Here is a 23,283-nt window from a genome sequence, read left to right as displayed (position 1 = left end):
AGGTAATAGGTGAATTACCTTGGATTTTATTATGTTAAAAATAATTCCGCAAGTTGTCGGGGGAATTTTCGTTTTACTTGGTGACGTAATGGTTTGTGTAAAATGATTAAAATAAAAAAGGTAGGACATCCTTAAGTTATCGAACTAATAAAAAGGAGAGACCTACCTATGTCAAACAGTATAACCAATAAATTTTTATTTAATCATATTATGCGTGAAGAAATGAAAAACTTCTTCGAGGGCGAAAATCCTGACTTGAATAGTAGTATTCTTGACGGTACCTTCACTGCGGAAATCCGGTTTAATTCCGCAAGTTCACGAGGAAAACCCGTTGCACTTGCGGATATATTGTATAATTCCGCAAGTTCACGAGGAAAACCCGTTGCACTTGCGGATATATTGTATAATTCCGCAAGTTCACGAGGAAAACCCGTTGCACTTGCGGATATATTGCATAATTCCGCAAGTTCACGAGGAAATCGCGCCACACTTGCGGATATATTGTATAATTCCGCAAGTTCACGAGGAAATCGCGCTGCACTTGCGGATATAATGCTTAATTCCGCAAGTTCACGAGGAAAACTCGTTCCACTTGCGGATATCCGTCACAATTCCGCAAGTTCCCGAGCAAATTCCTCCCAACTTGCGGATATCTAGCATCCCCCCTCAAGCCCCCGTCCCCGAAAAGACCTCGCTCCGCTTCAACCAGCAACCAAAAAACTTACATAACATTCAAATTTCGATAATTTTCTCTCTTATGTTTTAAAGGATAATTGGGAAAAGTAAAACTATGACAAAATATTGGAAAATGCGACAAAATCATTGAAGTTTACGGTGACATTTATTATGATGTTCTACGTGTGTGAAAAAGAACGTACAAAGGTTTGACCGACATTAATGAATCTACAAAAGATAAGACGATTTTTCGATGAAAACGACATAACCGTATCAAATGAAAAACCATCTTACAACATATGGGCATGCCTCTGTAAATTTAAAGACACAAAGGGAGTTTATCATGGAAAACTTTTTTAAAATGAAAGAGTTAGGCACGAATGTTCGAACAGAGATTTTAGCAGGAATGACAACGTTTTTAACGATGTCATATATTATTGTAGTAAACCCTGCTATATTATCTGCAGCGGGTGTGCCGTTTGATCAAGTGTTTATTGCAACAATCGTGTCCGCGGTAGTAGGAACACTCATTATGGCTTTATTCGGAAATTATCCGATTGCTATTGCGCCTGGAATGGGGATGAACGCTTATTTTGTAAGTGTTGTAGCGACACAAGGCGTTTCCTATCAAGCAGTTTTTGGTGCAGTTTTTGTATCGGGGATTATCTTTTTATTATTAACATTTACAAAGTTTCGCCAAATATTAATTGAATCGATTCCAGATTCATTGAAATATGGTATAACAGCAGGAATTGGCTTATTTATCGCATTTTTAGGATTGAAAATGGCAGGACTTGTTGTTCCAAATGAGGAAACATTAGTGTCATTTGGAGACTTGTCGATTCCAGAGACACAATTAGCGGTTTTTGGTATTGTGATCACTTTAATTTTAGTTGCTAGAAATGTAAAAGGTGCTTTATTTATCGGGATGGCGATCACAGCAATTACGGGATATATTTTTAACTTATTAACGATTGATGGCTTTATATCTGCACCACCAGCTCCAATCTTTTTTGATTTAGATATCGGTGGTGTTGTTCAACATGGATTGTACGGAGTAATTTTTGCATTTTTACTTGTCACTATTTTTGATACGACAGGAACGATGATTGGAGTAGCGGAACAAGCAGGTTTAATGAAAAATGGTAAGTTTCCGCGTGCACGTGCGGCGTTAACTGCTGATGCGATCGCAACAACTGTTGGTTCGACATTAGGTTCTACACCATCATCCGCTTATGTTGAGTCATCTTCAGGTGTAGCAGTTGGGGGAAGAACAGGTTTTACGACATTGGTTGTCGCTTTACTATTTTTAGTTTCACTTTTATTTTCCCCATTAGTTGCTGCGATTTCGTCTTTATCAGCAGTAACAGCACCAGCACTTATTATCGTTGGAAGTTATATGTTATTTGGACTTTCAAAGATTAAGTGGAATGAATTTAATGAAGCATTTCCGACATTTATTGTCGTTTTAATGATGCCTCTAACATCGAGTATCGCAACAGGAATTGCAGTAGGGTTTATCACTTATCCTTTATTAAAATTAGTAACTGGTAAAGGGAAAGAAGTGCACCCAATGCTCTATATATTCGGGGTTATCTTTATTATTCAAATGATCTTTTTCCCAGCTCATTAAAAAAGTTTCACGAAATTATTTGACAGTTCTAATAAATCTGTGTATAGTATTATTCAACATCAAAAATTAAATAAAAAGTTTTACATTTTCTTATCCAGAGAGGTGGAGGGACTGGCCCTACGAAGCCTCGGCAACAGACTTGACTAGTACTGTGCCAATTCCAGCAAGCTTTTAGTTTGAAAGATAAGAAGAGTCGAGACAGTATATGTATATTCGAACCTCTTCTTAATCAGGAAGAGGTTTTTTAATTGGAAAAATTCTTCGTCTTCATGAAAAAATGGTTAAAGGTGTGAGGAGAAATGAGTCGTTTACAGGAAGCACATATTAAGTTTCTCGAGAGACATTTAGCGGATTTAGAAAATGGAACAATCACATTAACAGTTCATGATGGATATGTCGCTAGAATTGAAAAACAAGAAAACACATTATTTGATGAACAAGAGAAGTTATCAGAAAAAGAAATTATTTCTATATAAATTTTATTCAGAAAAATCATATTATTTAATTATTTTAGGGGGAATAAAATGACAGACCGATGTAGACAAGAAACTTTTTTAGTGCAAATTGGAAATAATCGTGATGAGCATTTTCGAGCAGTAAGTACACCGATTTATTTTTCAACAGCATTTCGCCACGAGGAAATCGGACTGCAAGATGGATATGATTATATCCGTACAGGGAATCCAACCCGAACAGTACTAGAAGAAGCTGTAGCAGAATTAGAAAAAGGGGATAAAGCATTTGCGACATCATCTGGAATGTCGGCAGTACAACTCGTATTTTCTTTATTTGAAAAGGGTGATCATATTATTTCTTCTAGAGATATTTATGGTGGCAACTTCCGACTTTTCGAGATTTTTGAGAAAAAATATGGCTTTGAATTCTCTTATTGGGACGGAAAAGATTACGAGGAATTAGAAACATTAAAACGAGAAAATACGAAGGCAATATTTATTGAAACACCAACAAATCCTTTAATGCAAACAGTTAAATTATCGAAAATATCCGAGTTTTCACATAAGAATGATCTTCTACATATCGTCGATAATACTTTGTATACACCGTATATACAACGACCGATTGAAGAGGGAGCAGACATTGTCATCCATAGTGCAACAAAGTATTTGGCTGGACATAATGATGTGTTGGCAGGACTTGTTATTGCAAAAGGGGAGGAAGTTTGTGAAGAGCTTAGCTTTTTACATAATTCCATTGGAGCAGTATTAGCTCCATACGATTGTTGGAGCCTGATTCGTGGAATGAAAACTTTAGCATTAAGAATGAGGCAACATGAACGAAATGCAAAACATGTTATCGACTTTTTACAAGACCATCCACTCGTCACAAATGTGTATTATCCAGGAAGGGGCGGTATGTTAAGTTTTGAAATTATAAATGAAAATCTTGTGGAACCATTTTTAAAAGCATTACAAGTTTTCACGTTTGCGGAGAGTCTTGGAGGCGTAGAAAGTTTCCTTACATACCCGGTTACGCAAACACATATGGATATACCGGAAGAAGTAAGGTTAAGCTATGGTTTATCAAATCGACTACTTCGTGCTTCAGTCGGTGTAGAACATGAAGAAGATTTAGTAAATGATTTAGCACGTGCATTTGAGCAAATTCGTACATGAGAGGTGAAGTGATCCGATGAGTTTGTTAAAAGATTTAGAGAAAAAAGTGTTAATTGCAGATGGAGCAATGGGGACGATTTTATATGCGAATGGTGTTGGACGTTGTTTTGAGGAATTGAATTTAACACATCCAGATCAAATCCAAAATGTTCATGAAACATATATCGTAGCAGGGGCCGAAGTGATTCAAACGAACACATATGGAGCCAATTATATTAAGCTGGCAAGATATGGCCTGGAAGAACAAGTGAAAAAAATTAATGAGCAAGCAGTCCAAATTGCGAAACGTGCGAGTAATGGTCGGGCACATATTCTCGGAAATATTGGCGGAATATATGGTGGCCAAACATTAAATGAAAGCGAAGAAGAGATCAAAAGAAGCTTCAGAGAACAGTTATATTGCTTACTACTTGAAGGAGTTGATGGATTAATATTAGAAACGTATTATAGCTTGGACGAATTACGAACGGTTTTACAAATTGCACGAGAGGAGACGGATTTGCCAATCATTACCAACGTCTCCATGCATGAACCGGGAGTATTAGAAGATGGAACAGCTTTACAAGATGCTTTGAAACAGTTAGAAGGGCTTGGCGCCAATGTTGTAGGGATTAACTGCCGACTAGGTCCATCACAAATGGTAACCTCACTTGAAACTGTGCCATTACTGGATCATGCATATTTAGCAGCATATCCGAATGCTAGTTTACCAGCATATCGAGATGGTATTTTATTTTACGAAAACGAACCAGATTACTTCAAAACGTGTGCCACACAGTTACGTGATCAAGGAGTTCGCTTAATTGGTGGATGTTGTGGAACGACACCAGAACATGTAAGAGCTTTGGCAGAAGGTGTTAAAGGTTTAACACCAATCACGGAAAAAGAAGTTCGAAAAGTCGAACAAATTGAAGTTTTACGTGAAAGAAAGCGGACAGAAAAAACGATTCCTGAATTAGCAAAGGAAAGACCAACGATTATCGTTGAGTTGGATGCACCGAAACATTTAGATGTAGAAGGATATTTTGAAGGCGCGAAGGCATTACATGAAGCTGGTGCAGATGCCATTACATTAGCAGACAATTCATTAGCATCTCCGCGAATTAGTAATTTAGCGATGGCCGTAAAGTTAAAAGAGCAAGGAATTCGACCGCTCGTACATTTAACATGTCGTGACCGTAATTTAATTGGGTTACAATCCCATTTATTAGGGCTTCACACATTAGGAATTACAGAAATGCTTGCAATTACAGGTGATCCGACGAAGATAGGTGATTTTCCTGGAGCTACTTCGGTGTTCGACGTAAATTCTTTTAAACTGATTGAATTAATCAAAAAAGGAAACAACGGTATTTCTTTCTCAGGGAACTCTTTACGTGAAAAAACGGCATTTAGTGTTGCAGCAGCCTTTAACCCAAACGTTGCTAATGTTGAGAAAGCTGTACAACGAATGGAACGAAAAATTGCAAGTGGTGCCGATTATATTTTAACGCAACCAGTATATGACGTCGAAAAGATTACGGAATTAAAAGAAGCAACGAAGCATATCGATACCCCAATCTTTGTAGGGATTATGCCTCTTACTTCCACAAAAAATGCAGAATTTTTGCATAATGAAGTACCAGGGATCAAATTGACGGACGATGTTCGTGAACGAATGAAGTCTGTCGCAGATGATCGTGCTCGTTCGACAGCAGAGAGTGTTGCTATTTCCAAAGAGTTAGTGGATGAAGTATTAAAACATTTTAACGGAGTGTATTTAATTACACCATTTATGCGTTATGACATTACAGTTGAGTTAGTTCAATATATACGTGAAAAAACAGGTGTAAAACAAAATATAGCAGTAGTAGATTCATAGGCAACTATATTAAATATAAATAGGATAAAATTAATTGGAGGAAAAAAATATGTCAAACATTAAAAGTTCAAACTTAGGATACCCAAGAATTGGAGAAAACAGAGAATGGAAAAGAGCACTGGAAAGGTACTGGAATGGAGAGAGTACGCAAGAAGAATTAATAGCGAAAACAGATGATATTCGCTTAAATAATTTAAAAAAGCAACAAGAACAAGGGGTAGACTTAATTCCAGTAGGTGATTTTTCATTATATGATCACGTGCTAGATACATCTGCAACATTTGGTATTGTTCCTGAGCGTTATGATTATAACGGTGGAAAAGTGGATATTGATACATACTTTGCGATTGCTCGTGGGGTAGACAATGCAGTTGCATCTGAAATGACAAAGTGGTTTAACACAAACTATCATTACATCGTTCCTGAATTAAATGGAGCAACACCAGAATTAGTAGATAATCGTGCATTACGTTTTTATAATGAAGCAAAAGAAAAATTAGGTATTGATGGAAAACCTGTATTATTAGGACCGATCACATATGTAAAACTTGCAAAAGGATACGAAGAAAGTGAATTCGAAGCAATCGTTGAAAAATTTGTTCCATTATACGTACAAATTTTACAAGAGTTAGAGGAAGCTGGAGCATCTTGGGTACAAATCGATGAGCCAATTTTCTCTACGAATGTTGAGGAAGAAGTAGTTGCTTTAGCAGAAAAAGTGTATGCACAGTTTGCAGAAAAAGCACCTAATATTCAAATTATTTTCCAAACGTATTTTGAAAAAATATTCCATTACGAGCGTATCGTTAACTTACCTGTAAAAGCGATTGGACTAGACTTTGTTCATGGTGATTCTTTAAATATCTTAAAGGCGAATGGCTTCCCGAAAGATAAAGTGTTAGCGGCAGGAATTGTAGATGGACGTAACGTATGGCGTGCGAATTTAGAGGAAAAATTAACGACATTAGAAACGATTAAACAATTCGTAAATGAAGAACAATTAATCGTACAACCATCATCTTCTTTATTGCACGTACCAGTTACGAAAACATTAGAGAAGAAAATTGATCCAGTGATTTTAGGAGGACTTTCGTTTGCGGACGAAAAGTTATTTGAAATCGTTACATTAACAAAAGGATTACAAGAAGGAAGAGAAGCGGTACAAGATGTCTTAACGAAGGCTACAGAAGAATTAAATAGTTTACAAGCAGAATACCGTTCAAATGATGAAGTACGTAATGCAGTTGCTGGATTATCGAAAGCAGATGCAGACCGTGACTTACCATTTGCAGAGCGAATTAAATTACAAGATGAAAAATTACAATTACCATTACTGCCGACGACAACTATTGGTAGTTTACCACAAACTCCAGAAGTAAGGAGAACACGTACGAAATGGAGGAAAGGTGAAATTACAGATGCGCAATATGAAGCGTTTGTTAATGGAGAAATTAAACGTTGGATTGAAATCCAAGAAGATCTTGATATCGATGTACTCGTTCATGGAGAGTTTGAGCGTAATGACATGGTGGAATACTTCGGTGAAAAGTTAAATGGATTTAGTGTAACAGAATATGGTTGGGTTCAGTCGTATGGGTCACGTTGTGTAAAACCGCCATTAATTTTTGGAGATGTATCATGGGCTGGTCCAATGACTGTAAAGGAAAGTGTGTATGCACAATCTTTATCAGACCGTTTCGTCAAAGGAATGTTAACAGGACCTGTCACAATTTTAAACTGGTCATTTGTACATGATACAACACCTCGTTACGAAATTATGAAACAAATTGCTTTAGCTTTACAAAAAGAAATTACAGCATTAGAAGAAGCGGGCATTAAAATTATTCAAGTGGATGAACCGGCATTACGTGAAGGATTGCCATTAGATCATGCTAAATGGGAGGAATATTTAGAGGAATCGGCATATGCATTTAGATTGTCAAATGCAAAAGCCGAAAATGATACACAAATTCATACGCATATGTGTTATTCGAACTTCGAAGATATTTTTGAATGTATCGATGATTTAGATGCTGACGTTATTTCCATTGAAACTTCCCGAAGCCACGGAAACTTAGTTTCTACTTTTGAAGACAACACATACACGAAGGAAATTGGTTTAGGAGTATATGATATTCATAGCCCGAGAATTCCTTCAGTCGATGAATTAAAACAAAATATCGATCGCGCATTACAAACGATTTCACCGAAACAGTTCTGGGTAAACCCTGACTGTGGGCTGAAAACTCGTAAAGAACAAGAAACGATTGATGCGTTAAGAGTAATGGTTCAAGCGGCAAAAGATACACGTGAAAAATTAAGCGCAGTACCGAAGTAATAATGTGTTGAAGCTAGTTTAAACAAACCTTAAGGAAAATGGTCATGTTTATGTTGAAAATAAACATGGCCATTTATGCATTTGAAGATGACTGGTTTTGCAGGAGATTCTAAGTAGCTTTGAGCGTAGTATTAAAAATGCCTCCTATCGTGATAAAGTTGCAAGAATATGACTTGCAGTTGCAAGAATGTGGCTCGAAGTTGCAAGAATGTGGCTCGAAGTTGCAAGAATATGGCCCGAAGTTGCAAGAATACGGTTCGCAGTTACAAGAATGCGGTTTGCAGTTGCAAGAATGTGGCTCGAAGTTGCAAGAATATGGCCCGCAGTTGCAAGAATACAGGTCGAAGTTGCAAGAATACAACCCCAAAACTGCAAGAACGCAATCATAAAGCCCAATCTCCTTCCCTACAAAGCGGAAATAGGAAGTAATGATGCATAAGGGAGACAGTTCAGTGAACCATTAAGACTGAGGTCGTAACAAAGGCTTTCAGTCGCAAAACAAACCACCAGTTCAGTTGTGTCCCCATAAGTTAAAGTTTTGATTTTGGAGATTTTTATAAGTATCCCTTAAATATAAAACTTCAATCAATATCTTTCCATATACAATAGCGGAATTTCTAATGATGAGTCATGACATGAATGAGTCTAAAGACCCTGCTTATTTTTAACTTTTGTACAAAATATGGATGAAAAATGGTATAATTTACGGTAACGTTAACATGTAAAGGGGGGACTTTTATGCGAAAATGTTATGCATGTCATAATGAAACAGGCGATAGTTTATACTGTTTACATTGTGGTGCATTGCAAAAATGTTTAAATTGCAATCATATATTTGAAACAGATAGTAAGTTTTGCGGTGAATGTGGAACAGAAAAAGGGAAAAAAGCGCAACAACAGGAACATAGTTCGAAGGAACAACCATCCATACATAATGAAAATCAGTCTGTGGCACACGATTCTACTGCTACAGCGGTAAATCAGTCACCTAATGGTGTTGCGCCAGTAAATGAAGCGAGTACACAACAGTCAGATAATAAATCCTCTAATGTAAAATGGGTAATAGGTATTGTTGCGGTAATCGCTGTAGCAGCAGCGTTATACTTCTTTGTGTTTAATAAAGCTCAAGGAACCCCAGAAGAAACGGTAGAAAACTTCATCTATGCAATGGATAAACAGAATAAAGAAAAAATGGAAGAACTTATTCGTCCGTCGAATCGTGAAGAATTGATGAAAGATGTTGACTTTAGAGATATGCCTGCTGACACTCGTTTTGAATTTTTAAGAACTGGGGAAGTGGATTTTGAATCAGATAGTATTGCATATGTTGAGGCGGATGTAAAGGTTTCTTCTGAAATAGAAGAGGAATCAGATTCGATTTATTTCGATTTTGAATTATTAAAAATTAAAAATAAATGGTATATCGTAGACATTTATTAAAAATTACATAACCTCCATTTTCTTGGTAAACATAATACAAGAAATGGAGGTTTTTTCATGCGAAAATGGATCACGATGTTAATCATCATCACACTTTGCTTCACATTTGTGGATAATTTCGAGACAGTAGCAGAAGAAAAGTCTGTTTATATAGTGGAAGTAACCACCTCACCGAAAAAAACAGCCCAATACATAAAACGTCATCATCCAACAATGGAAGTAATGGAAACGTTCGATATATTATTGCAAGCAGTAGCTGTAAAAGGGACGAAGGAGGAGTTGGAAAAGCTACAACAGGAACCATTCATCCAAACTATTCATCAGAACCAACAATATAAAGCGGTGTATGAAACGTTACCAAATAAAAACGCATTACAAAATGCATATATTCCAGCTCATTTTAATGGAACGAAATATACAGGAAAAGGGATAAAAATTGGCATTATCGATACAGGAATAGATTTAGAGCATGAAGCGTTGACAGATAATTTTCAAGGTGGGTCAGATGTCGTCGAGTATAATGATGAACCAGCAGAAACAGAAGAAGGATTCGGACAAACGATACATGGGACACATGTTGCAGGAATAGTTGGAGCGAATGGAAAAATAAAAGGAGTAGCACCTGAAAGCGATATTTATGCATATCGTGCATTGGGACCAAATGGATTTGGTACTTCTGTCCAAGTGATTGCGGCGATGGAAAAGGCGCTAGAAGATGGGGTAGATATATTAAATTTATCTCTCGGAAATACAATTAATGTACCAGATTTCCCGACGAGTAAGGCAGTAAACAAAGCGACAGAGCATGGGGTAATGGTCGTGGTTGCCAATGGAAATGATGGTCCGAATGATTGGACGATCGGAGCTCCCGCTACAGCACCGACAGCTATCTCTGTTGGAGCGTACAAACACCCAATGAAAGAAGTAAGCCTTTGGAATGCACGGACGAAAGAAAAAACAGCCATCTTTCCGGTGGAAGACGTGGATTTTTGGCAGACGGAAACGACTTATTACATATCGGAAACAATTAATCATACAGATCTTCTTTTGATCAACGAGGCGAACAAAACAGTATTAGAAGATATAGAATCAGCCAAAGTGTTGCCAAAAGGAATCATTGTCGAAGCAGCGTTATATGACGAATCATTTTTTGCAAATTACGACATTCCCGTAGCAATTGTCGAAAGTGCGGACAAATTACGACAAAAAGAGCGAATGTTTTTCCACGTAAAAACGGAAACAACAAAAGAAGATGTTGCACCTTTTAGTTCCCGTGGTCCTGTAGCAATGAATTGGCAAATGAAACCAGATTTGCTAGCTCCTGGAGTACAAATAGTAAGCACTATTCCAGGTGGATATGACATGTTGAATGGTACGAGTATGGCAGCACCACATATTGCGGGAGCAGTAGCAATATTAAAAGAAGCACAACCAACTTGGACGAACGAACAAATTATTGGGGCATTAAAAACGACTGCTAGAAAATTAGAAAATAAACGTCCGATAGAACAAGGTGCAGGACTAGTTCAAATAGAAGAGGCAATACAGACCGATGTTATTATTAACGATCCATTATTATCTTTTGGAAAAATCCATCGATTCATGGATGAGCGCACAATTGAATTAGAAATTGAAAACATTGGAAAGGAAGCAGAAACGTTTCGATTTCATATACCGAAAAAAGAAAAAGGAGTGACATGGCATCTACCGATGAATTTCACCATTGGGCCGAACGAGAAAAAAACGATCCCCATAAAGTTAAAAATGAATCGATCACAAATAGAAGATGGTATCTATGAAGGATATATTACATTACAAAGTAAAAAGGCTCTATATGAATTACCTTATATGTACATGTTAAATGAAACAAAACAGAAAAAAATTGATGGATTTCAAATAAAAGAACGACCGTCTACTTCAGAAGAACATAAATATGAATTTGAATTTTACGCAACAGAAATGTTAGAAAAAGTAGATGTATTTCTCTTTGATACGGAAAATTATGTACTGGAAGAAAAAATAGCTACCTTTGATGAACTACAAATTGGAAAAAAGGAAGGGACATTTCAGTTACAAAATGATGAAATAATTTTAACAAATCGCTTTGTATTTGTTTTTGCGATACAACTACAAGGGGATAAAATTATCTACGAAACCATTGATAATAAGGGATAATCGACCATTTCTAATTTTGGAAATGGTCGAATGGAAAGAGCAAAAAAATAATCGAAAAAAATGTGAAAAATGTTCATAATTTTGTCACTTATTCGGATAAAATAGTTACGGTCGGGCAAGAAAGAACTAGAAATCAAAAATCTTTTACAATATACTAGAAAGAGTGTCCGGAATGAATTGACAACTGGTTAGCGCTATTGTAAAATGCTTCGTGTAGCATTCATTAAGGTATAATAAAACTTCTATGTTCTTTTCTATTGATTTGTGAAAGTTTATACATAAACAATTTATTTTACCTTCTATTTTTATGCGTAATTTAGCGTTTTAAAGAAGAGAGAGTAGACAATATGCTAGAAGATTATCGTATCGTTGCAAGAAGACAACGAAAATGGATGTATTTATTTTTTTGTATCATTATTATAATGACAATTTTTTTACCTTATGAATACTTTCTGAATGGTTTGCTTCTAGGTGCTGTAATTAGTTTCTACAATCTATGGCTTTTACAACGCAGGACCGATCTTTTGGGTGAATCAGCCGAAAAGTATGGGAAAAGAAAAGGAATAGGAACAATATCGAGATTGGCATCTGCTGCGCTCGGGACATTGCTTGCTATTCGATTCGACGTTAGTATCGTCGGCTTTGTAATTGGATTAATGATAGCATATCCTATCATTATAATAGATTTTTTATTGTTCAACAGGAAATGAAGATGAAAGAGGGGTGAGACGATGGATAATAAAGCACCAGTCGTTTACGAGCTTTTTGGTATTCCGTGGCTATCAGTAAACTTAGCTAACGTTATAATGATTTTCATTACTTGTGTTATTGTGTTTGTTTTATGTGTTGTTGGAGCTAGAAAGCTTCAAATGAAACCGACAGGCGCACAAAATGTAATGGAATGGCTTTTAGAGTTCGTAAAAGGTATAGTTGCCGATACAATGGATTGGAAAACAGGGAAACAATTTTTCCCACTAGCAATTACACTCTTCACATTCATTTTAATTGCAAACGTGTTAGGGGTAATTACAACAGTGAAAGTTGATGGCGTAACATGGTGGACATCACCAACAGCCGATCCGGGAGTAACATTAACATTATCAGCAATGGTAATTATTTTATCACACTACTATGGGATCAAGTTACGTGGTCCAGGACATTATGTGAAAAGTTATTTTACACCAGTTTGGTTTTTATTCCCAATTAAACTAATTGAAGAGTTTGCTAACACATTAACATTAGGTCTGCGTTTATTTGGTAACATGTTCGCAGGTAGAGTGTTACTTACATTACTTGTTGGATTAACAAGTGGAAGTATTATTGGATTTATTGGAGGAGCAATTCCTTACTTAGCATGGGCAGGATTCAGTATCTTTATTGGAGGAATCCAAGCATTTATTTTCACAATGTTATCAATGGTATACATTGGACATAAAGTGAATGAAGAACATTAATTAACCAGCTTTATACCATATAAACTGGAAATTATAAAAAAATTATTATATATATCTTGAGGAGGATTATTATTATGGGAGCTTTAGCAGCAGCAATTGCAGTAGGTTTAGGAGCATTAGGAGCAGGTATTGGTAACGGGATGATCGTTAGTAAAACAGTAGAAGGTGTTGCACGTCAACCTGAATTAAGAGGTCAGTTACAAACAATCATGTTTATCGGTATCGGTTTAGTTGAGGCACTTCCTATCATTGGGGTAGTTATTGCATTAATGGTTATGGGTTCATAATTGAAAAAAATCAGAACAATTTTAGGCGAAGCGATTTGCTCATAAATACTTCGCCGTCGTTTATGTTTAAATAACGATTTTTACCTGAAAGGAGTGGACCGTGTGCTAGGAGGATTCCATTTAGTAGATATGATTGTCATGCTTATTTTCTTCATTATCCTTATGTTCTTAGTAAGCAAATTTGCTTGGGGACCAGTCATGGATATGATGAAAAAGCGTGAAGACTATGTAGCAAATGAAATCGAAACAGCAGAGAAAAGCCGTGCTGAGGCAGAAAAGGCAAACAAAGAAGCTGTTGAACGTTTAAATACAACTAAGCAAGAAGCACAGCAAATTATTGAAGATGCAAGAAATGCAGGATTAAAGCAAGAACAAGACATTATCGAATCTGCGAAGCAAGAAGCTGAACGCATTAAAGTTCAAGCTCAACAAGAAATTGAGAGTGAAAAGGAAAAAGCGTTACAAGCACTTCAGGACAAAGTAGCTTCATTATCCGTTTTAATTGCTAGCAAGGTAATTGAAAAGGAAATTAGCGCACAAGATCAAGATGAATTGATCAGTGAATACATTAAAGAAGTAGGAGAAGAGCGATGAGTGAGGCAGTAGTTGCAAAACGTTATGCAGATGCTCTTTTTCAACTTGCAAGCGAAAAAAATAATGTCGAAAACATTCAAAATGCATTATCAACTGTAAAAGATGTCATTCAAAATAATAAAGAAGTAGTTGATTTTTTAAATCATCCACGAATTAAACAAGCAGACAAGATGAAGATCATCGAGGAAGCTTTTGGGAAATTTGATAAAGATGTCGTAAACCTAATTAAATTATTAGTTGAACGCCATCGCATTTCTTTAGTTCCAGCGGTTATTGACCATTTTGCACATTTCTATAATGAAGAAAACGGAATCGCTGCTGCAACTGTTTATTCTGTAAGAGCATTAACAGATGCAGAAAAAGAACAATTAGAATCATCATTTACAACAAAGCTAAATAAAAAATCTGTTTCAATTAATAATGTAGTTGATCCATCTTTAATCGGTGGAATGAAAATACGAGTAGGAAACACAATTTATGATGGGTCGATTAGCAATAAACTAAATCGCCTGAAACAAAATATCGTTTCCGCTAGTAAATAGAGATAGGGGTGACAAGGTATGAGTATTACAGCTGAAGAAATCAGTACGCTGATTAAACAGCAAATTGAAAACTTTGACTCTGAAATTGAAATTTCTGACGTTGGTACTGTTATTGAAGTAGGGGACGGTATCGCACGTGCTCACGGACTTGACAATGTTATGGCTGGAGAGTTAGTTGAGTTTTCGAACGGTGTAGTTGGTATGGCACAGAACTTAGAGGAAAGTAACGTAGGGATCGTTATTTTAGGGCCATACACAGAAATTAAAGAAGGCGACGAGGTTCGTCGTACTGGAAGAATTATGCAAGTACCTGTTGGAGAGGAATTAATTGGACGCGTTGTGAACCCATTAGGACAACCTATCGATGGAAATGGTCCGATCGAAACTGGTAAAACACGCCCAATCGAATCAGAAGCACCAGGAGTTATGGCACGTAAATCAGTTCATGAGCCATTACAAACAGGTATTAAAGCGATTGACGCACTTGTACCAATTGGACGAGGACAGCGTGAGCTTATCATTGGAGACCGTCAAACAGGTAAAACAACTGTAGCGGTTGATACTATTTTAAACCAAGCAGATCAAGATATGATTTGTATTTACGTAGCAATCGGACAAAAAGATTCTACGGTTCGTGGAACAGTAGAAACATTCCGTCGTTACGGTGCATTAGATTATACAATCGTTGTTTCAGCTGGAGCATCTGACCCGGCACCATTATTATACTTAGCGCCATATGCAGGTGTAGCAATGGGTGAGGAATTCATGTACAACGGTAAACACGTATTAGTAGTATATGATGACTTATCAAAACAAGCAGTAGCTTACCGTGAGTTATCACTATTATTACGTCGTCCACCAGGTCGTGAAGCATTCCCAGGGGATGTATTCTATTTACACTCACGTTTATTAGAACGTGCAGCGAAATTAAATGACGATTTAGGTGGCGGTTCATTAACTGCATTACCATTCGTTGAAACTCAAGCAGGAGATATTTCTGCATATATTCCAACAAACGTTATCTCTATCACGGACGGACAGATTTTCTTACAATCTGACTTATTCCACTCGGGAGTACGTCCAGCGATTAACGCGGGACTTTCTGTTTCACGTGTAGGTGGAGATGCTCAAATTAAAGCAATGAAGAAAGTTGCAGGTACATTACGTCTAGACCTTGCAGCATTCCGTGAATTAGAAGCATTTGCTCAATTTGGTTCTGATCTTGATGCGGCAACGGCTGCAAAATTAGAACGAGGAAAACGTACAGTAGAAGTTCTAAAACAAGGATTACACAAACCATTAGTTGTTGAAAAACAAGTAATGATTTTATACGCATTAACACATGGATTTTTAGATGATGTTGCAGTTGAAGATATCGTACGCTTTGAAGATGAATTCCACGTTTGGATGGATTCAAATGCTAAAGATGTTTTAGACACAATCCGTGAATCTGGACAACTTGCAGATGCAAATGCGATGAACAATGCAATCGAATCATTCAAGAAGACTTTTTTACCGACGCAAAAATAATGATAGTCTGACGTTATCCAATGTATGATAACGTCAGCAATAGATGGAAATATAAACTATACAAATAACACTTCTGTTTTAGAAGGGTGGTGAAAAGCTTGGCATCACTTAAAGATATCCAAGATAGAATTAATTCTACGAAGAAAACACAACAAATTACAAGAGCAATGCAGATGGTTTCTGCTTCAAAATTAGCTCGTGCAGAAGAAAACGCGAAACGTTATGCTTCTTATAGCGAGAAAATTCAAGAAGTAATTGCACACATTGCTAGCAACAATTCTGACGTCTCTCACCCAATGTTAGAGCGTCGTGAAGTAAAACGTACGGGTTATATTCTTGTTACTGCTGATAGTGGGTTAGCTGGTGCGTATAATAGTAATGTTATTCGTAAGTTGTATACGACAATTGAAGAACGTCATAAGTCACAAGATGAATTTTTAATCATCGGTATTGGACGTATGGGTGTGGATTACTGTCGTAAAAACGATTACGAACTTGCTGATACGGTTATTGGATTAGCAGATCAACCACAATATGCAGAAATTAAAGGAATTGCTTCTCGTGCAGTTCAATTGTTCGCAGATGAAAAGATTGACGAATTAAAAATCATTTACAATCATTTTGTAAGTGCCATTTCACAAGAAATACAAATGGATACACTGATTCCTGTTACAAATATTGAAGCGGCTGAATCTTCTAGTACGTATGAATATGAGCCAAATGAAGAATCTATTTTAGAGGTTCTTTTACCACAATATGCAGAGAGCTTAGTGTACGGTGCATTATTAGATGCAAAAGCTAGTGAGCACGCAGCAAGAATGACGGCAATGAGTGCTGCAACAGATAATGCGGACGATTTAATCGGTGATCTAACATTATCATATAACCGTGCGCGCCAAGCTGCTATTACTCAAGAAATCAGTGAAATCGTTGGTGGAGCAGCTGCACTAGAATAAACATGTATGATCGGCATTCATGATACAAAATGAGATGAAAATGATGTTAGGAGGGAAATCGATTGAGCAAAGGTTATGTAACTCAAGTTATGGGACCAGTTGTAGACGTTAAGTTTGAAGACGGACAACTTCCTGAAATTTATGAGGCATTATACGTAAACATGGCTTCTAATGAAGAAGAAAACAAAACATTAGCTTTAGAAGTTGCGTTACATTTAGGTGATAACTCTGTACGTACCATTGCAATGGCTGGTACAGATGGAGTGCAACGTGGAATGGAAGTAGAAAGTACAGGTAACCCTATTTCAGTTCCAGTTGGTGATAATACATTAGGACGTATTTTCAACGTTCTTGGAGAAACGATCGATTTAGGTGAAGAAATTGGAGAGGACGCACAAAGAGATCCAATCCACCGTGAAGCACCTAATTATGATGATTTAACAACAGATACAGAAATTTTAGAAACTGGAATTAAAGTTGTAGACTTATTAGCACCGTACATCAAAGGTGGTAAAATCGGTTTATTTGGTGGTGCGGGAGTAGGTAAAACAGTTTTAATCCAGGAACTTATTAACAACATCGCTCAAGAGCACGGTGGTATTTCGGTATTCGCTGGTGTTGGAGAGCGTACACGTGAAGGAAATGACCTTTACTTTGAAATGAAAGATTCTGGTGTTATTGAAAAGACTGCAATGGTATTCGGTCAAATGAACGAACCACCTGGAGCACGTATGCGTGTTGCTCTAACTGGTCTTACAATGGCAGAGCATTTCCGTGATGAACAAGGACAAGACGTTCTATTATTCATCGATAACATTTTCCGTTTTACACAAGCAGGTTCGGAGGTTTCGGCTTTACTTGGTCGTATGCCTTCAGCGGTTGGTTACCAACCAACACTTGCAACGGAAATGGGGCAGTTACAAGAACGTATTACGTCAACTAACAAAGGATCTGTTACATCCATCCAAGCGATTTATGTACCTGCGGATGACTATACAGACCCGGCTCCAGCTACAACGTTCGCACACTTAGATGCGACAACTAACTTAGACCGTGGACTTTCAGAGCAAGGGATTTATCCTGCGGTAGACCCACTTGCATCTACTTCACGTGCACTTGACCCTGAAATTGTTGGGGAAGAGCACTATGCAGTAGCAACAGAAGTTCAGCGTACATTACAACGTTACCGTGAATTACAAGATATTATTGCAATTCTAGGTATGGATGAGTTAAGTGATGAAGATAAATTAACGGTTGCACGTGCACGCCGTATTCAGTTCTTCTTATCACAAAACTTCCACGTAGCTGAACAGTTTACTGGGCAACCTGGATCATATGTACCAGTAAAAGAAACAGTTGCTGGATTCAAGGAAATCCTTGAAGGTAAATATGACGATCTTCCAGAAGATGCGTTCCGTTTAGTTGGACGTATTGAAGAAGTTGTCGAAAAAGCTAAAACAATGGCTCAGTAATAATATAAAGATAAGATGATAGGTCGCAGTTTGTGATATGAAAAATGGCAAGCTGCGCTATCAATCTATACGTATCAATATGGCTCAGTACGGAGCTATTTGATTTTAGGAGGTGTTTCGATATGAACACATTAACAGTAAGTGTTGTAACTCCTGATGGACAAGTTCTAGAAAATGATTACCAAATGCTAAGTTGTAAAGCTGAAGGTGGAGAGTTAGGTATTTTACCTGGTCACATCCCTTTAGTTGCACCGTTAACGATTAATGCTGTAAGATTGAAGCGTGAAGATAATGGTGAAGATTTAGTAGCAGTAAATGGTGGATTTTTAGAAGTACGTCCCGATAAAGTAACAATTTTAGCTCAATCTGCAGAAGTTGCTAATGACATAGATGTTGAACGTGCAGAAAGAGCAAAAGAGAGAGCTGCACAATTACTTGAGTCGAATAATCCAGAAGTTGATGTTGAACGTGCGAAACTTGCATTAAGCAGAGCGATGAATCGACTAAATGTAGCACAACGCTAAACATAAAACCTCATACATTGTATTGAGGTTTTTTATTTTCTTCATATAAGTTATAATCTTCATAAGACAAAATATGCTACTTTTTTACAATTTCCCGGGAAATAATACATAATTCTTCTGAAAGACGTGGGTGATAAGTATGATGCAAATAGGGTACTTTTCGATTATAAGTATGATTTCACATATTGTTTTTATTGCCATCACTTGGCGTGCAATGCAAGGAATTAATTTTGAACCACTCGTTCGTAAAAATTATGTTGTCGAAGCAAGGATTCTACTTATTTTTATTGCGATTGCAATTGGAACCACTGTCAGTAATTTTGTATTAGATATTTTACAATGGTCACAAAATCTCCTATATTTATTTTGATTCAAAATTTGTTTAGATTAATTGCATAATATTAACAACTTTGTTACGTCTAGTAAATTCACAAACTTCTAGTGTACAATGTAATGTAATAGTGCTATAATGAATAATGGATTTTCTTGAAAACTAATAGATTGATATGTATGAAGTTATAGGAAGAATAAAGTTTACGAGATATTATTGTTAGAGACATACAAATAAATGCATATACAAAACTAGTACTGAAAAAACAAATGATTGTGATTAATTGAAAATAAATATAACGTTCGTGATGAACAACTATGTACGTAATAGCATAAATTACGTATGAACAGATATTGAAGGAGAATGACAGATGGACAAAATCGTTGTAAAAGGTGGAAATAAGTTACAAGGTAATGTTAGGGTTGAAGGAGCAAAAAATGCTGTTTTACCAGTTATTACTTCGGCGATTTTAGCGAGCGAAGGAACATGTATTTTACATGATGTACCAACATTAGATGATGTGTATACAATTAATGAAGTATTACGAAATATTAATGCAGAAGTGACATTTGAAAATAATACGGTAACAATTGATGCTTCAAAAGAGCTTGAAACAGAGGCACCATTTGAATATGTACGTAAAATGCGTGCATCCGTTTTAGTATTAGGACCTTTATTAGCACGTTTCGGTCATGCAAAAGTTGCATTACCTGGAGGATGTGCAATTGGTTCTCGCCCGATTGATTTACATTTAAAAGGCTTTGAAGCAATGGGTGCAAACGTTAATGTAGGTAATGGATTTGTTGAAGTGAGTGTGGATGGCCGTTTACAAGGGGCAACAGTTTATTTAGATATGCCGAGTGTTGGTGCAACAGAGAATATCGTCATGGCAGCAGTATTAGCAGAAGGAAAAACGGTTATTGAGAACGCGGCAAAAGAACCTGAAATTGTTGATTTAGCAAATTATTTAAATAAAATGGGTGCAAAAATTATCGGAGCGGGTACAGAAACGATCCGTATTACTGGTGTGGAAAAATTACGTGGTGCAGAACATACTATTATCCCTGACCGTGTAGAAGCTGGTACTTTTATGGTAGCAGCTGCTGTAACTGAAGGAAATGTATTAATCGAAAACGTCTTATCCGAACATTTACGTCCAGTGATTGCAAAATTACGCGAAATGGGCGTAGAAATTACAGAAGAAGATGAAGGTTTACGTGTGATCGGACCGAAAGAGTTAAAGGCAACAGATATTAAAACATTGCCACACCCTGGATTCCCGACGGATATGCAATCTCAAATGATGGTTGCAATGTTAGGAGCAGAGGGTACGAGTGTTTTAACGGAAACAGTTTTCGAAAATCGATTTATGCATGTGGAAGAATTTAGACGAATGAATGCTAAAATGAAGATTGAAGGCCGTAGTGTCATCATTGAAGGATTACATACACTTCAAGGGGCACAAGTTCAATCGACAGATTTACGTGCTGCAGCAGCATTGATTTTAGCTGGGTTATGTGCAGAAGGAATAACAGAAGTGACACAATTACATCATTTAGACCGTGGTTATGTTGATTTTGCTGGAAAATTACAAAAGCTTGGTGCAGATGTGAAACGTATTACAGAAAAAGAAACAAGTGATCGAGTTGTGGAAGTTGATTTCACAGCGGAAGATAAAGCGATTGAATTACCATAAACATATTAAACGGATAAATACTCCTATTTTGAGTGTTTATCTGTTTTTTTATGGAAAAAATGCACTCCTCGTTGTAAATATTGTTCTTAAATATGTGTACTTACATACATATATAGAGAGGAGGGAATCTATGAAGCAAACAAAATGGAAAAAATATGTCGTTTATATCGCTTTTAGTTTATTTATTATCGTTTTTATTCCGACTATTGTAGTCAATTTTTCAAAAGAAAATGGAGAGTATAAAGAAAGGAACATAACGGAAGAAACAGAAAACAAAGTAGAAGACGAACCCTCATTTTTCGTCCAAGTAGAACGAGAAGCTACAGGAGAAATAGAAACAATCCCCATTGAAGAATATGTAATCTCTGTCGTTGCCGCGGAAATGCCAGCTGATTTTAATGTAGAAGCATTAAAGGCACAGGCGGTTGCAGCACGGACGTATGTTGTACAACAAATGATCCAACAAGGAGAAGATACGGTGATGACAGATACGACCGCACACCAAGTGTATAAAAATAGAGAGGAATTGAAAGAACATTTTGGTGGAAGTTATGAGGAAAAGATGAATAAAATCGAGCAAGCGGTGATGGCGACAGCTGGGGAAGTCATTACATATAATAATGAACCGATCACTCCAACATTTTTTTCGATGAGTAATGGATATACGGAAGCTGCTAAAAATTATTGGGGGAATGATTTACCTTATTTACAAATAGTTGAAAGTAAGTGGGAAGAGAGTTTACCAAACTTTACCGAACAAAAAGTATTTACAATTGAAGAAATGAATAATGCGTTACAATTAAATCATAATGGTGGAGAAATCCCAATTTATGTAAAAAGGACAGAGAGTAACCGGGTAGAAACTTTAAAAATTGGAGAAGTTGCTTTTTCAGGAAAAGAAATACGAGAAAAATTGCAATTACGGTCAAATGACTTTTCTGTAAAACAAAAAGGAGATCATTTTATTTTTACGACAAAAGGTTTCGGACACGGCGTTGGAATGAGTCAATATGGAGCCAATTTTATGGCAGAAGAAGGAAAAAATTATAAAGACATTTTGGCATACTACTACAAAGATGTTCATATTGAAGCGTTACAAGATACTGCTCCATCTTTAGTATCTAATTAATTTTTTTCGTTTTTACTATCATATTTTTCAAGTGAATAGGGTAGGACGAGCATTTTTTTGGAAAATGTAGGTATATATATTTCTTTTGTTGTTCACAATGGGACTGAGGTGATGAACAATGAAAGGAAAATTTTTAAATGGATTCAAATTTCGCTGGAATCGTTATAAGAAAAAGAAAGGATTTTTCCCCGCGTTGTACATTGGTTTGGTTGCAATCATATTAACTGTTGTATTCTTTTCTCAAAAAGAGGAAAGTTCAACCGTGGAGGAAGATTTTGCGAAGGATGAAATCTTCAGTAGTGACAATGAGCGGTTTGACAATGAAGAAGCACAGGAAGTATTGCAAGAGGAAGAAATGATTCAGTTGCCAATGGATCCGCGAGTAAAAGGTAAAACGGTGACAAAGTTTTTCGACGCGAATGGTACGGAAGATGAACTAGAACAGTCGGTTACATTTTATAATAACCGTTATTATGAAAGTAAAGGTGTTCATCTGAAAGCAGAAGATGATACAGCGTTCGATGTTGTCGCAGCTATTTCGGGGAAAGTAAAGGAAATTAAGAAAGATCCATTATTAGGAAACATCGTCATTTTGGAGCATGATAATGGGATCGAAACATATTATGCGAGTTTAGCTGAAACGTCCGTCGAAGAAAACGCGGAAGTAAAACAAGGGGAAAAATTAGGCGAAGCAGGGAAAAATGTTTTTCATGCGGATAGTGGTATCCACGTCCACTTTGAAATTCATAAAGATGGTGTCGAAGTGAATCCAGAATCGTTTTTTGATGAACCGTTTCAAAATTTAGTGGAACTATCGTTAGAGTCGATTGATGAGGAAGAAGAAGTTGAAGCCGAAGAAAATGATGAGATGGAATCAGAAGAAGAAAAAGAAGAAGAAGACTCTTTTATGGAAAATGAAGAAGAAGGTAACGAAGAATCCATAGAAAACAACGATGATTTAATTTCCCTAGCATAAAATGATATAGGCGATGCTGATGCATCGTCTTTTTTG

The 23,283-nt window shown here is 36.7% G+C and carries 22 protein-coding genes and 1 riboswitch; all 22 genes read left to right on the top strand.

Annotated features, from left to right (window positions below; translation table 11 throughout):
- Positions 1-168: 168 nt before the first annotated feature.
- The 22 genes from WKT09_RS10740 (at position 169) to WKT09_RS10635 (ending at position 23,247) form a co-directional block, all read left to right on the top strand.
- Positions 169-657 (top strand): hypothetical protein, encoded by a 489-nt coding sequence (locus WKT09_RS10740; RefSeq protein WP_340416026.1) that lies wholly within the window; start codon positions 169-171, stop codon positions 655-657.
- A gap of 361 nt (positions 658-1,018) precedes the next feature.
- On the top strand, positions 1,019-2,308 hold the full coding sequence (locus tag WKT09_RS10735; protein ID WP_340416025.1) for an NCS2 family permease: 1,290 nt from the start codon (positions 1,019-1,021) through the stop codon (positions 2,306-2,308).
- A gap of 87 nt (positions 2,309-2,395) precedes the next feature.
- Positions 2,396-2,498, top strand: a riboswitch (SAM riboswitch).
- A 109-nt stretch (positions 2,499-2,607) separates the two neighbouring features.
- Entirely contained in the window at positions 2,608-2,784 is a 177-nt protein-coding gene (locus WKT09_RS10730; RefSeq protein ID WP_340416024.1) for a DUF2292 domain-containing protein, read from the top strand.
- A gap of 48 nt (positions 2,785-2,832) precedes the next feature.
- On the top strand, positions 2,833-3,942 hold the full coding sequence (locus WKT09_RS10725; RefSeq protein WP_336267250.1) for a PLP-dependent transferase: 1,110 nt from the start codon (positions 2,833-2,835) through the stop codon (positions 3,940-3,942).
- Between the two features lie 16 nt (positions 3,943-3,958).
- Positions 3,959-5,803 (top strand): bifunctional homocysteine S-methyltransferase/methylenetetrahydrofolate reductase, encoded by a 1,845-nt coding sequence (locus tag WKT09_RS10720; protein ID WP_340416023.1) that lies wholly within the window; start codon positions 3,959-3,961, stop codon positions 5,801-5,803.
- A 49-nt stretch (positions 5,804-5,852) separates the two neighbouring features.
- Positions 5,853-8,141, top strand: coding sequence for a 5-methyltetrahydropteroyltriglutamate--homocysteine S-methyltransferase (gene metE / locus WKT09_RS10715; protein ID WP_340416022.1), 2,289 nt, complete (start codon positions 5,853-5,855; stop codon positions 8,139-8,141).
- Positions 8,142-8,260: 119 nt separating this feature from the next.
- Complete coding sequence (locus WKT09_RS10710) at positions 8,261-8,530, top strand: hypothetical protein (protein ID WP_340416021.1); 270 nt, start codon at positions 8,261-8,263, stop codon at positions 8,528-8,530.
- A gap of 349 nt (positions 8,531-8,879) precedes the next feature.
- A complete protein-coding gene (locus tag WKT09_RS10705; RefSeq protein WP_340416020.1) occupies positions 8,880-9,581 on the top strand; it encodes a zinc ribbon domain-containing protein in 702 nt (233 codons plus the stop codon).
- A gap of 57 nt (positions 9,582-9,638) precedes the next feature.
- Entirely contained in the window at positions 9,639-11,756 is a 2,118-nt protein-coding gene (locus WKT09_RS10700; RefSeq protein ID WP_340416019.1) for a S8 family peptidase, read from the top strand.
- 347 nt (positions 11,757-12,103) lie between these two features.
- Positions 12,104-12,466, top strand: coding sequence for an ATP synthase subunit I (locus tag WKT09_RS10695; RefSeq protein WP_340416018.1), 363 nt, complete (start codon positions 12,104-12,106; stop codon positions 12,464-12,466).
- Between the two features lie 21 nt (positions 12,467-12,487).
- A complete protein-coding gene (gene atpB / locus WKT09_RS10690) occupies positions 12,488-13,210 on the top strand; it encodes a F0F1 ATP synthase subunit A (protein ID WP_340416017.1) in 723 nt (240 codons plus the stop codon).
- A gap of 74 nt (positions 13,211-13,284) precedes the next feature.
- Positions 13,285-13,497 carry a F0F1 ATP synthase subunit C gene (atpE, locus tag WKT09_RS10685; RefSeq protein WP_336267258.1) on the top strand — a complete coding sequence of 71 codons (213 nt, stop codon included), beginning with the start codon at positions 13,285-13,287 and terminating at the stop codon, positions 13,495-13,497.
- Positions 13,498-13,626: 129 nt separating this feature from the next.
- Entirely contained in the window at positions 13,627-14,091 is a 465-nt protein-coding gene (gene atpF, locus WKT09_RS10680) for a F0F1 ATP synthase subunit B (protein WP_340416037.1), read from the top strand.
- Positions 14,088-14,633, top strand: a complete 546-nt coding sequence (locus tag WKT09_RS10675; RefSeq protein WP_340416015.1) for a F0F1 ATP synthase subunit delta — start codon at positions 14,088-14,090, stop codon at positions 14,631-14,633. The genes atpF and WKT09_RS10675 overlap by 4 nt, the downstream gene beginning before the upstream one ends.
- Positions 14,634-14,651: 18 nt before the next feature.
- A complete protein-coding gene (atpA, locus tag WKT09_RS10670) occupies positions 14,652-16,163 on the top strand; it encodes a F0F1 ATP synthase subunit alpha (RefSeq protein ID WP_340416014.1) in 1,512 nt (503 codons plus the stop codon).
- A 98-nt stretch (positions 16,164-16,261) separates the two neighbouring features.
- Positions 16,262-17,119 carry an ATP synthase F1 subunit gamma gene (atpG, locus tag WKT09_RS10665; RefSeq protein WP_340416013.1) on the top strand — a complete coding sequence of 286 codons (858 nt, stop codon included), beginning with the start codon at positions 16,262-16,264 and terminating at the stop codon, positions 17,117-17,119.
- A 62-nt stretch (positions 17,120-17,181) separates the two neighbouring features.
- The gene (gene atpD, locus WKT09_RS10660) at positions 17,182-18,591 is read left to right on the top strand and encodes a F0F1 ATP synthase subunit beta (protein ID WP_340416012.1); all 1,410 of its coding nucleotides are present in this window, start codon (positions 17,182-17,184) and stop codon (positions 18,589-18,591) included.
- A 122-nt stretch (positions 18,592-18,713) separates the two neighbouring features.
- Positions 18,714-19,115 (top strand): F0F1 ATP synthase subunit epsilon, encoded by a 402-nt coding sequence (locus tag WKT09_RS10655; protein ID WP_340416011.1) that lies wholly within the window; start codon positions 18,714-18,716, stop codon positions 19,113-19,115.
- A 139-nt stretch (positions 19,116-19,254) separates the two neighbouring features.
- Positions 19,255-19,485 (top strand): DUF1146 family protein, encoded by a 231-nt coding sequence (locus tag WKT09_RS10650; protein ID WP_340416010.1) that lies wholly within the window; start codon positions 19,255-19,257, stop codon positions 19,483-19,485.
- Between the two features lie 331 nt (positions 19,486-19,816).
- Positions 19,817-21,142: a UDP-N-acetylglucosamine 1-carboxyvinyltransferase gene (gene murA / locus WKT09_RS10645; RefSeq protein ID WP_340416009.1), complete on the top strand. Its 1,326-nt coding sequence runs from the start codon at positions 19,817-19,819 to the stop codon at positions 21,140-21,142.
- 130 nt (positions 21,143-21,272) lie between these two features.
- The gene (gene spoIID, locus WKT09_RS10640; protein ID WP_340416008.1) at positions 21,273-22,271 is read left to right on the top strand and encodes a stage II sporulation protein D; all 999 of its coding nucleotides are present in this window, start codon (positions 21,273-21,275) and stop codon (positions 22,269-22,271) included.
- 118 nt (positions 22,272-22,389) lie between these two features.
- Positions 22,390-23,247 (top strand): M23 family metallopeptidase, encoded by an 858-nt coding sequence (locus WKT09_RS10635; protein ID WP_340416007.1) that lies wholly within the window; start codon positions 22,390-22,392, stop codon positions 23,245-23,247.
- Positions 23,248-23,283: the final 36 nt, after the last annotated feature.

It is taken from the genome of Pseudogracilibacillus sp. ICA-222130 (assembly GCF_037892545.1).
In the GTDB taxonomy this organism is placed as follows: domain Bacteria; phylum Bacillota; class Bacilli; order Bacillales; family Amphibacillaceae; genus Pseudogracilibacillus.
Note: the sequence above shows the minus strand (reverse complement) of the source record. Positions and strands in the feature narration are given on the sequence as shown.

Bases quoted from the DNA above. Each gene is read 5' to 3' on its own strand.
- WKT09_RS10740 (WP_340416026.1), top strand. From the start codon at position 169: ATGTCAAACAGTATAACCAATAAATTTTTATTTAATCATATTATGCGT.
- WKT09_RS10735 (WP_340416025.1), top strand. From the start codon at position 1,019: ATGGAAAACTTTTTTAAAATGAAAGAGTTAGGCACGAATGTTCGAACA.
- WKT09_RS10730 (WP_340416024.1), top strand. From the start codon at position 2,608: ATGAGTCGTTTACAGGAAGCACATATTAAGTTTCTCGAGAGACATTTA.
- WKT09_RS10725 (WP_336267250.1), top strand. From the start codon at position 2,833: ATGACAGACCGATGTAGACAAGAAACTTTTTTAGTGCAAATTGGAAAT.
- WKT09_RS10720 (WP_340416023.1), top strand. From the start codon at position 3,959: ATGAGTTTGTTAAAAGATTTAGAGAAAAAAGTGTTAATTGCAGATGGA.
- metE (WP_340416022.1), top strand. From the start codon at position 5,853: ATGTCAAACATTAAAAGTTCAAACTTAGGATACCCAAGAATTGGAGAA.
- WKT09_RS10705 (WP_340416020.1), top strand. From the start codon at position 8,880: ATGCGAAAATGTTATGCATGTCATAATGAAACAGGCGATAGTTTATAC.
- WKT09_RS10700 (WP_340416019.1), top strand. From the start codon at position 9,639: ATGCGAAAATGGATCACGATGTTAATCATCATCACACTTTGCTTCACA.
- WKT09_RS10695 (WP_340416018.1), top strand. From the start codon at position 12,104: ATGCTAGAAGATTATCGTATCGTTGCAAGAAGACAACGAAAATGGATG.
- atpB (WP_340416017.1), top strand. From the start codon at position 12,488: ATGGATAATAAAGCACCAGTCGTTTACGAGCTTTTTGGTATTCCGTGG.
- atpE (WP_336267258.1), top strand. From the start codon at position 13,285: ATGGGAGCTTTAGCAGCAGCAATTGCAGTAGGTTTAGGAGCATTAGGA.
- atpF (WP_340416037.1), top strand. From the start codon at position 13,627: ATGATTGTCATGCTTATTTTCTTCATTATCCTTATGTTCTTAGTAAGC.
- WKT09_RS10675 (WP_340416015.1), top strand. From the start codon at position 14,088: ATGAGTGAGGCAGTAGTTGCAAAACGTTATGCAGATGCTCTTTTTCAA.
- atpA (WP_340416014.1), top strand. From the start codon at position 14,652: ATGAGTATTACAGCTGAAGAAATCAGTACGCTGATTAAACAGCAAATT.
- WKT09_RS10655 (WP_340416011.1), top strand. From the start codon at position 18,714: ATGAACACATTAACAGTAAGTGTTGTAACTCCTGATGGACAAGTTCTA.
- WKT09_RS10650 (WP_340416010.1), top strand. From the start codon at position 19,255: ATGATGCAAATAGGGTACTTTTCGATTATAAGTATGATTTCACATATT.
- murA (WP_340416009.1), top strand. From the start codon at position 19,817: ATGGACAAAATCGTTGTAAAAGGTGGAAATAAGTTACAAGGTAATGTT.
- spoIID (WP_340416008.1), top strand. From the start codon at position 21,273: ATGAAGCAAACAAAATGGAAAAAATATGTCGTTTATATCGCTTTTAGT.
- WKT09_RS10635 (WP_340416007.1), top strand. From the start codon at position 22,390: ATGAAAGGAAAATTTTTAAATGGATTCAAATTTCGCTGGAATCGTTAT.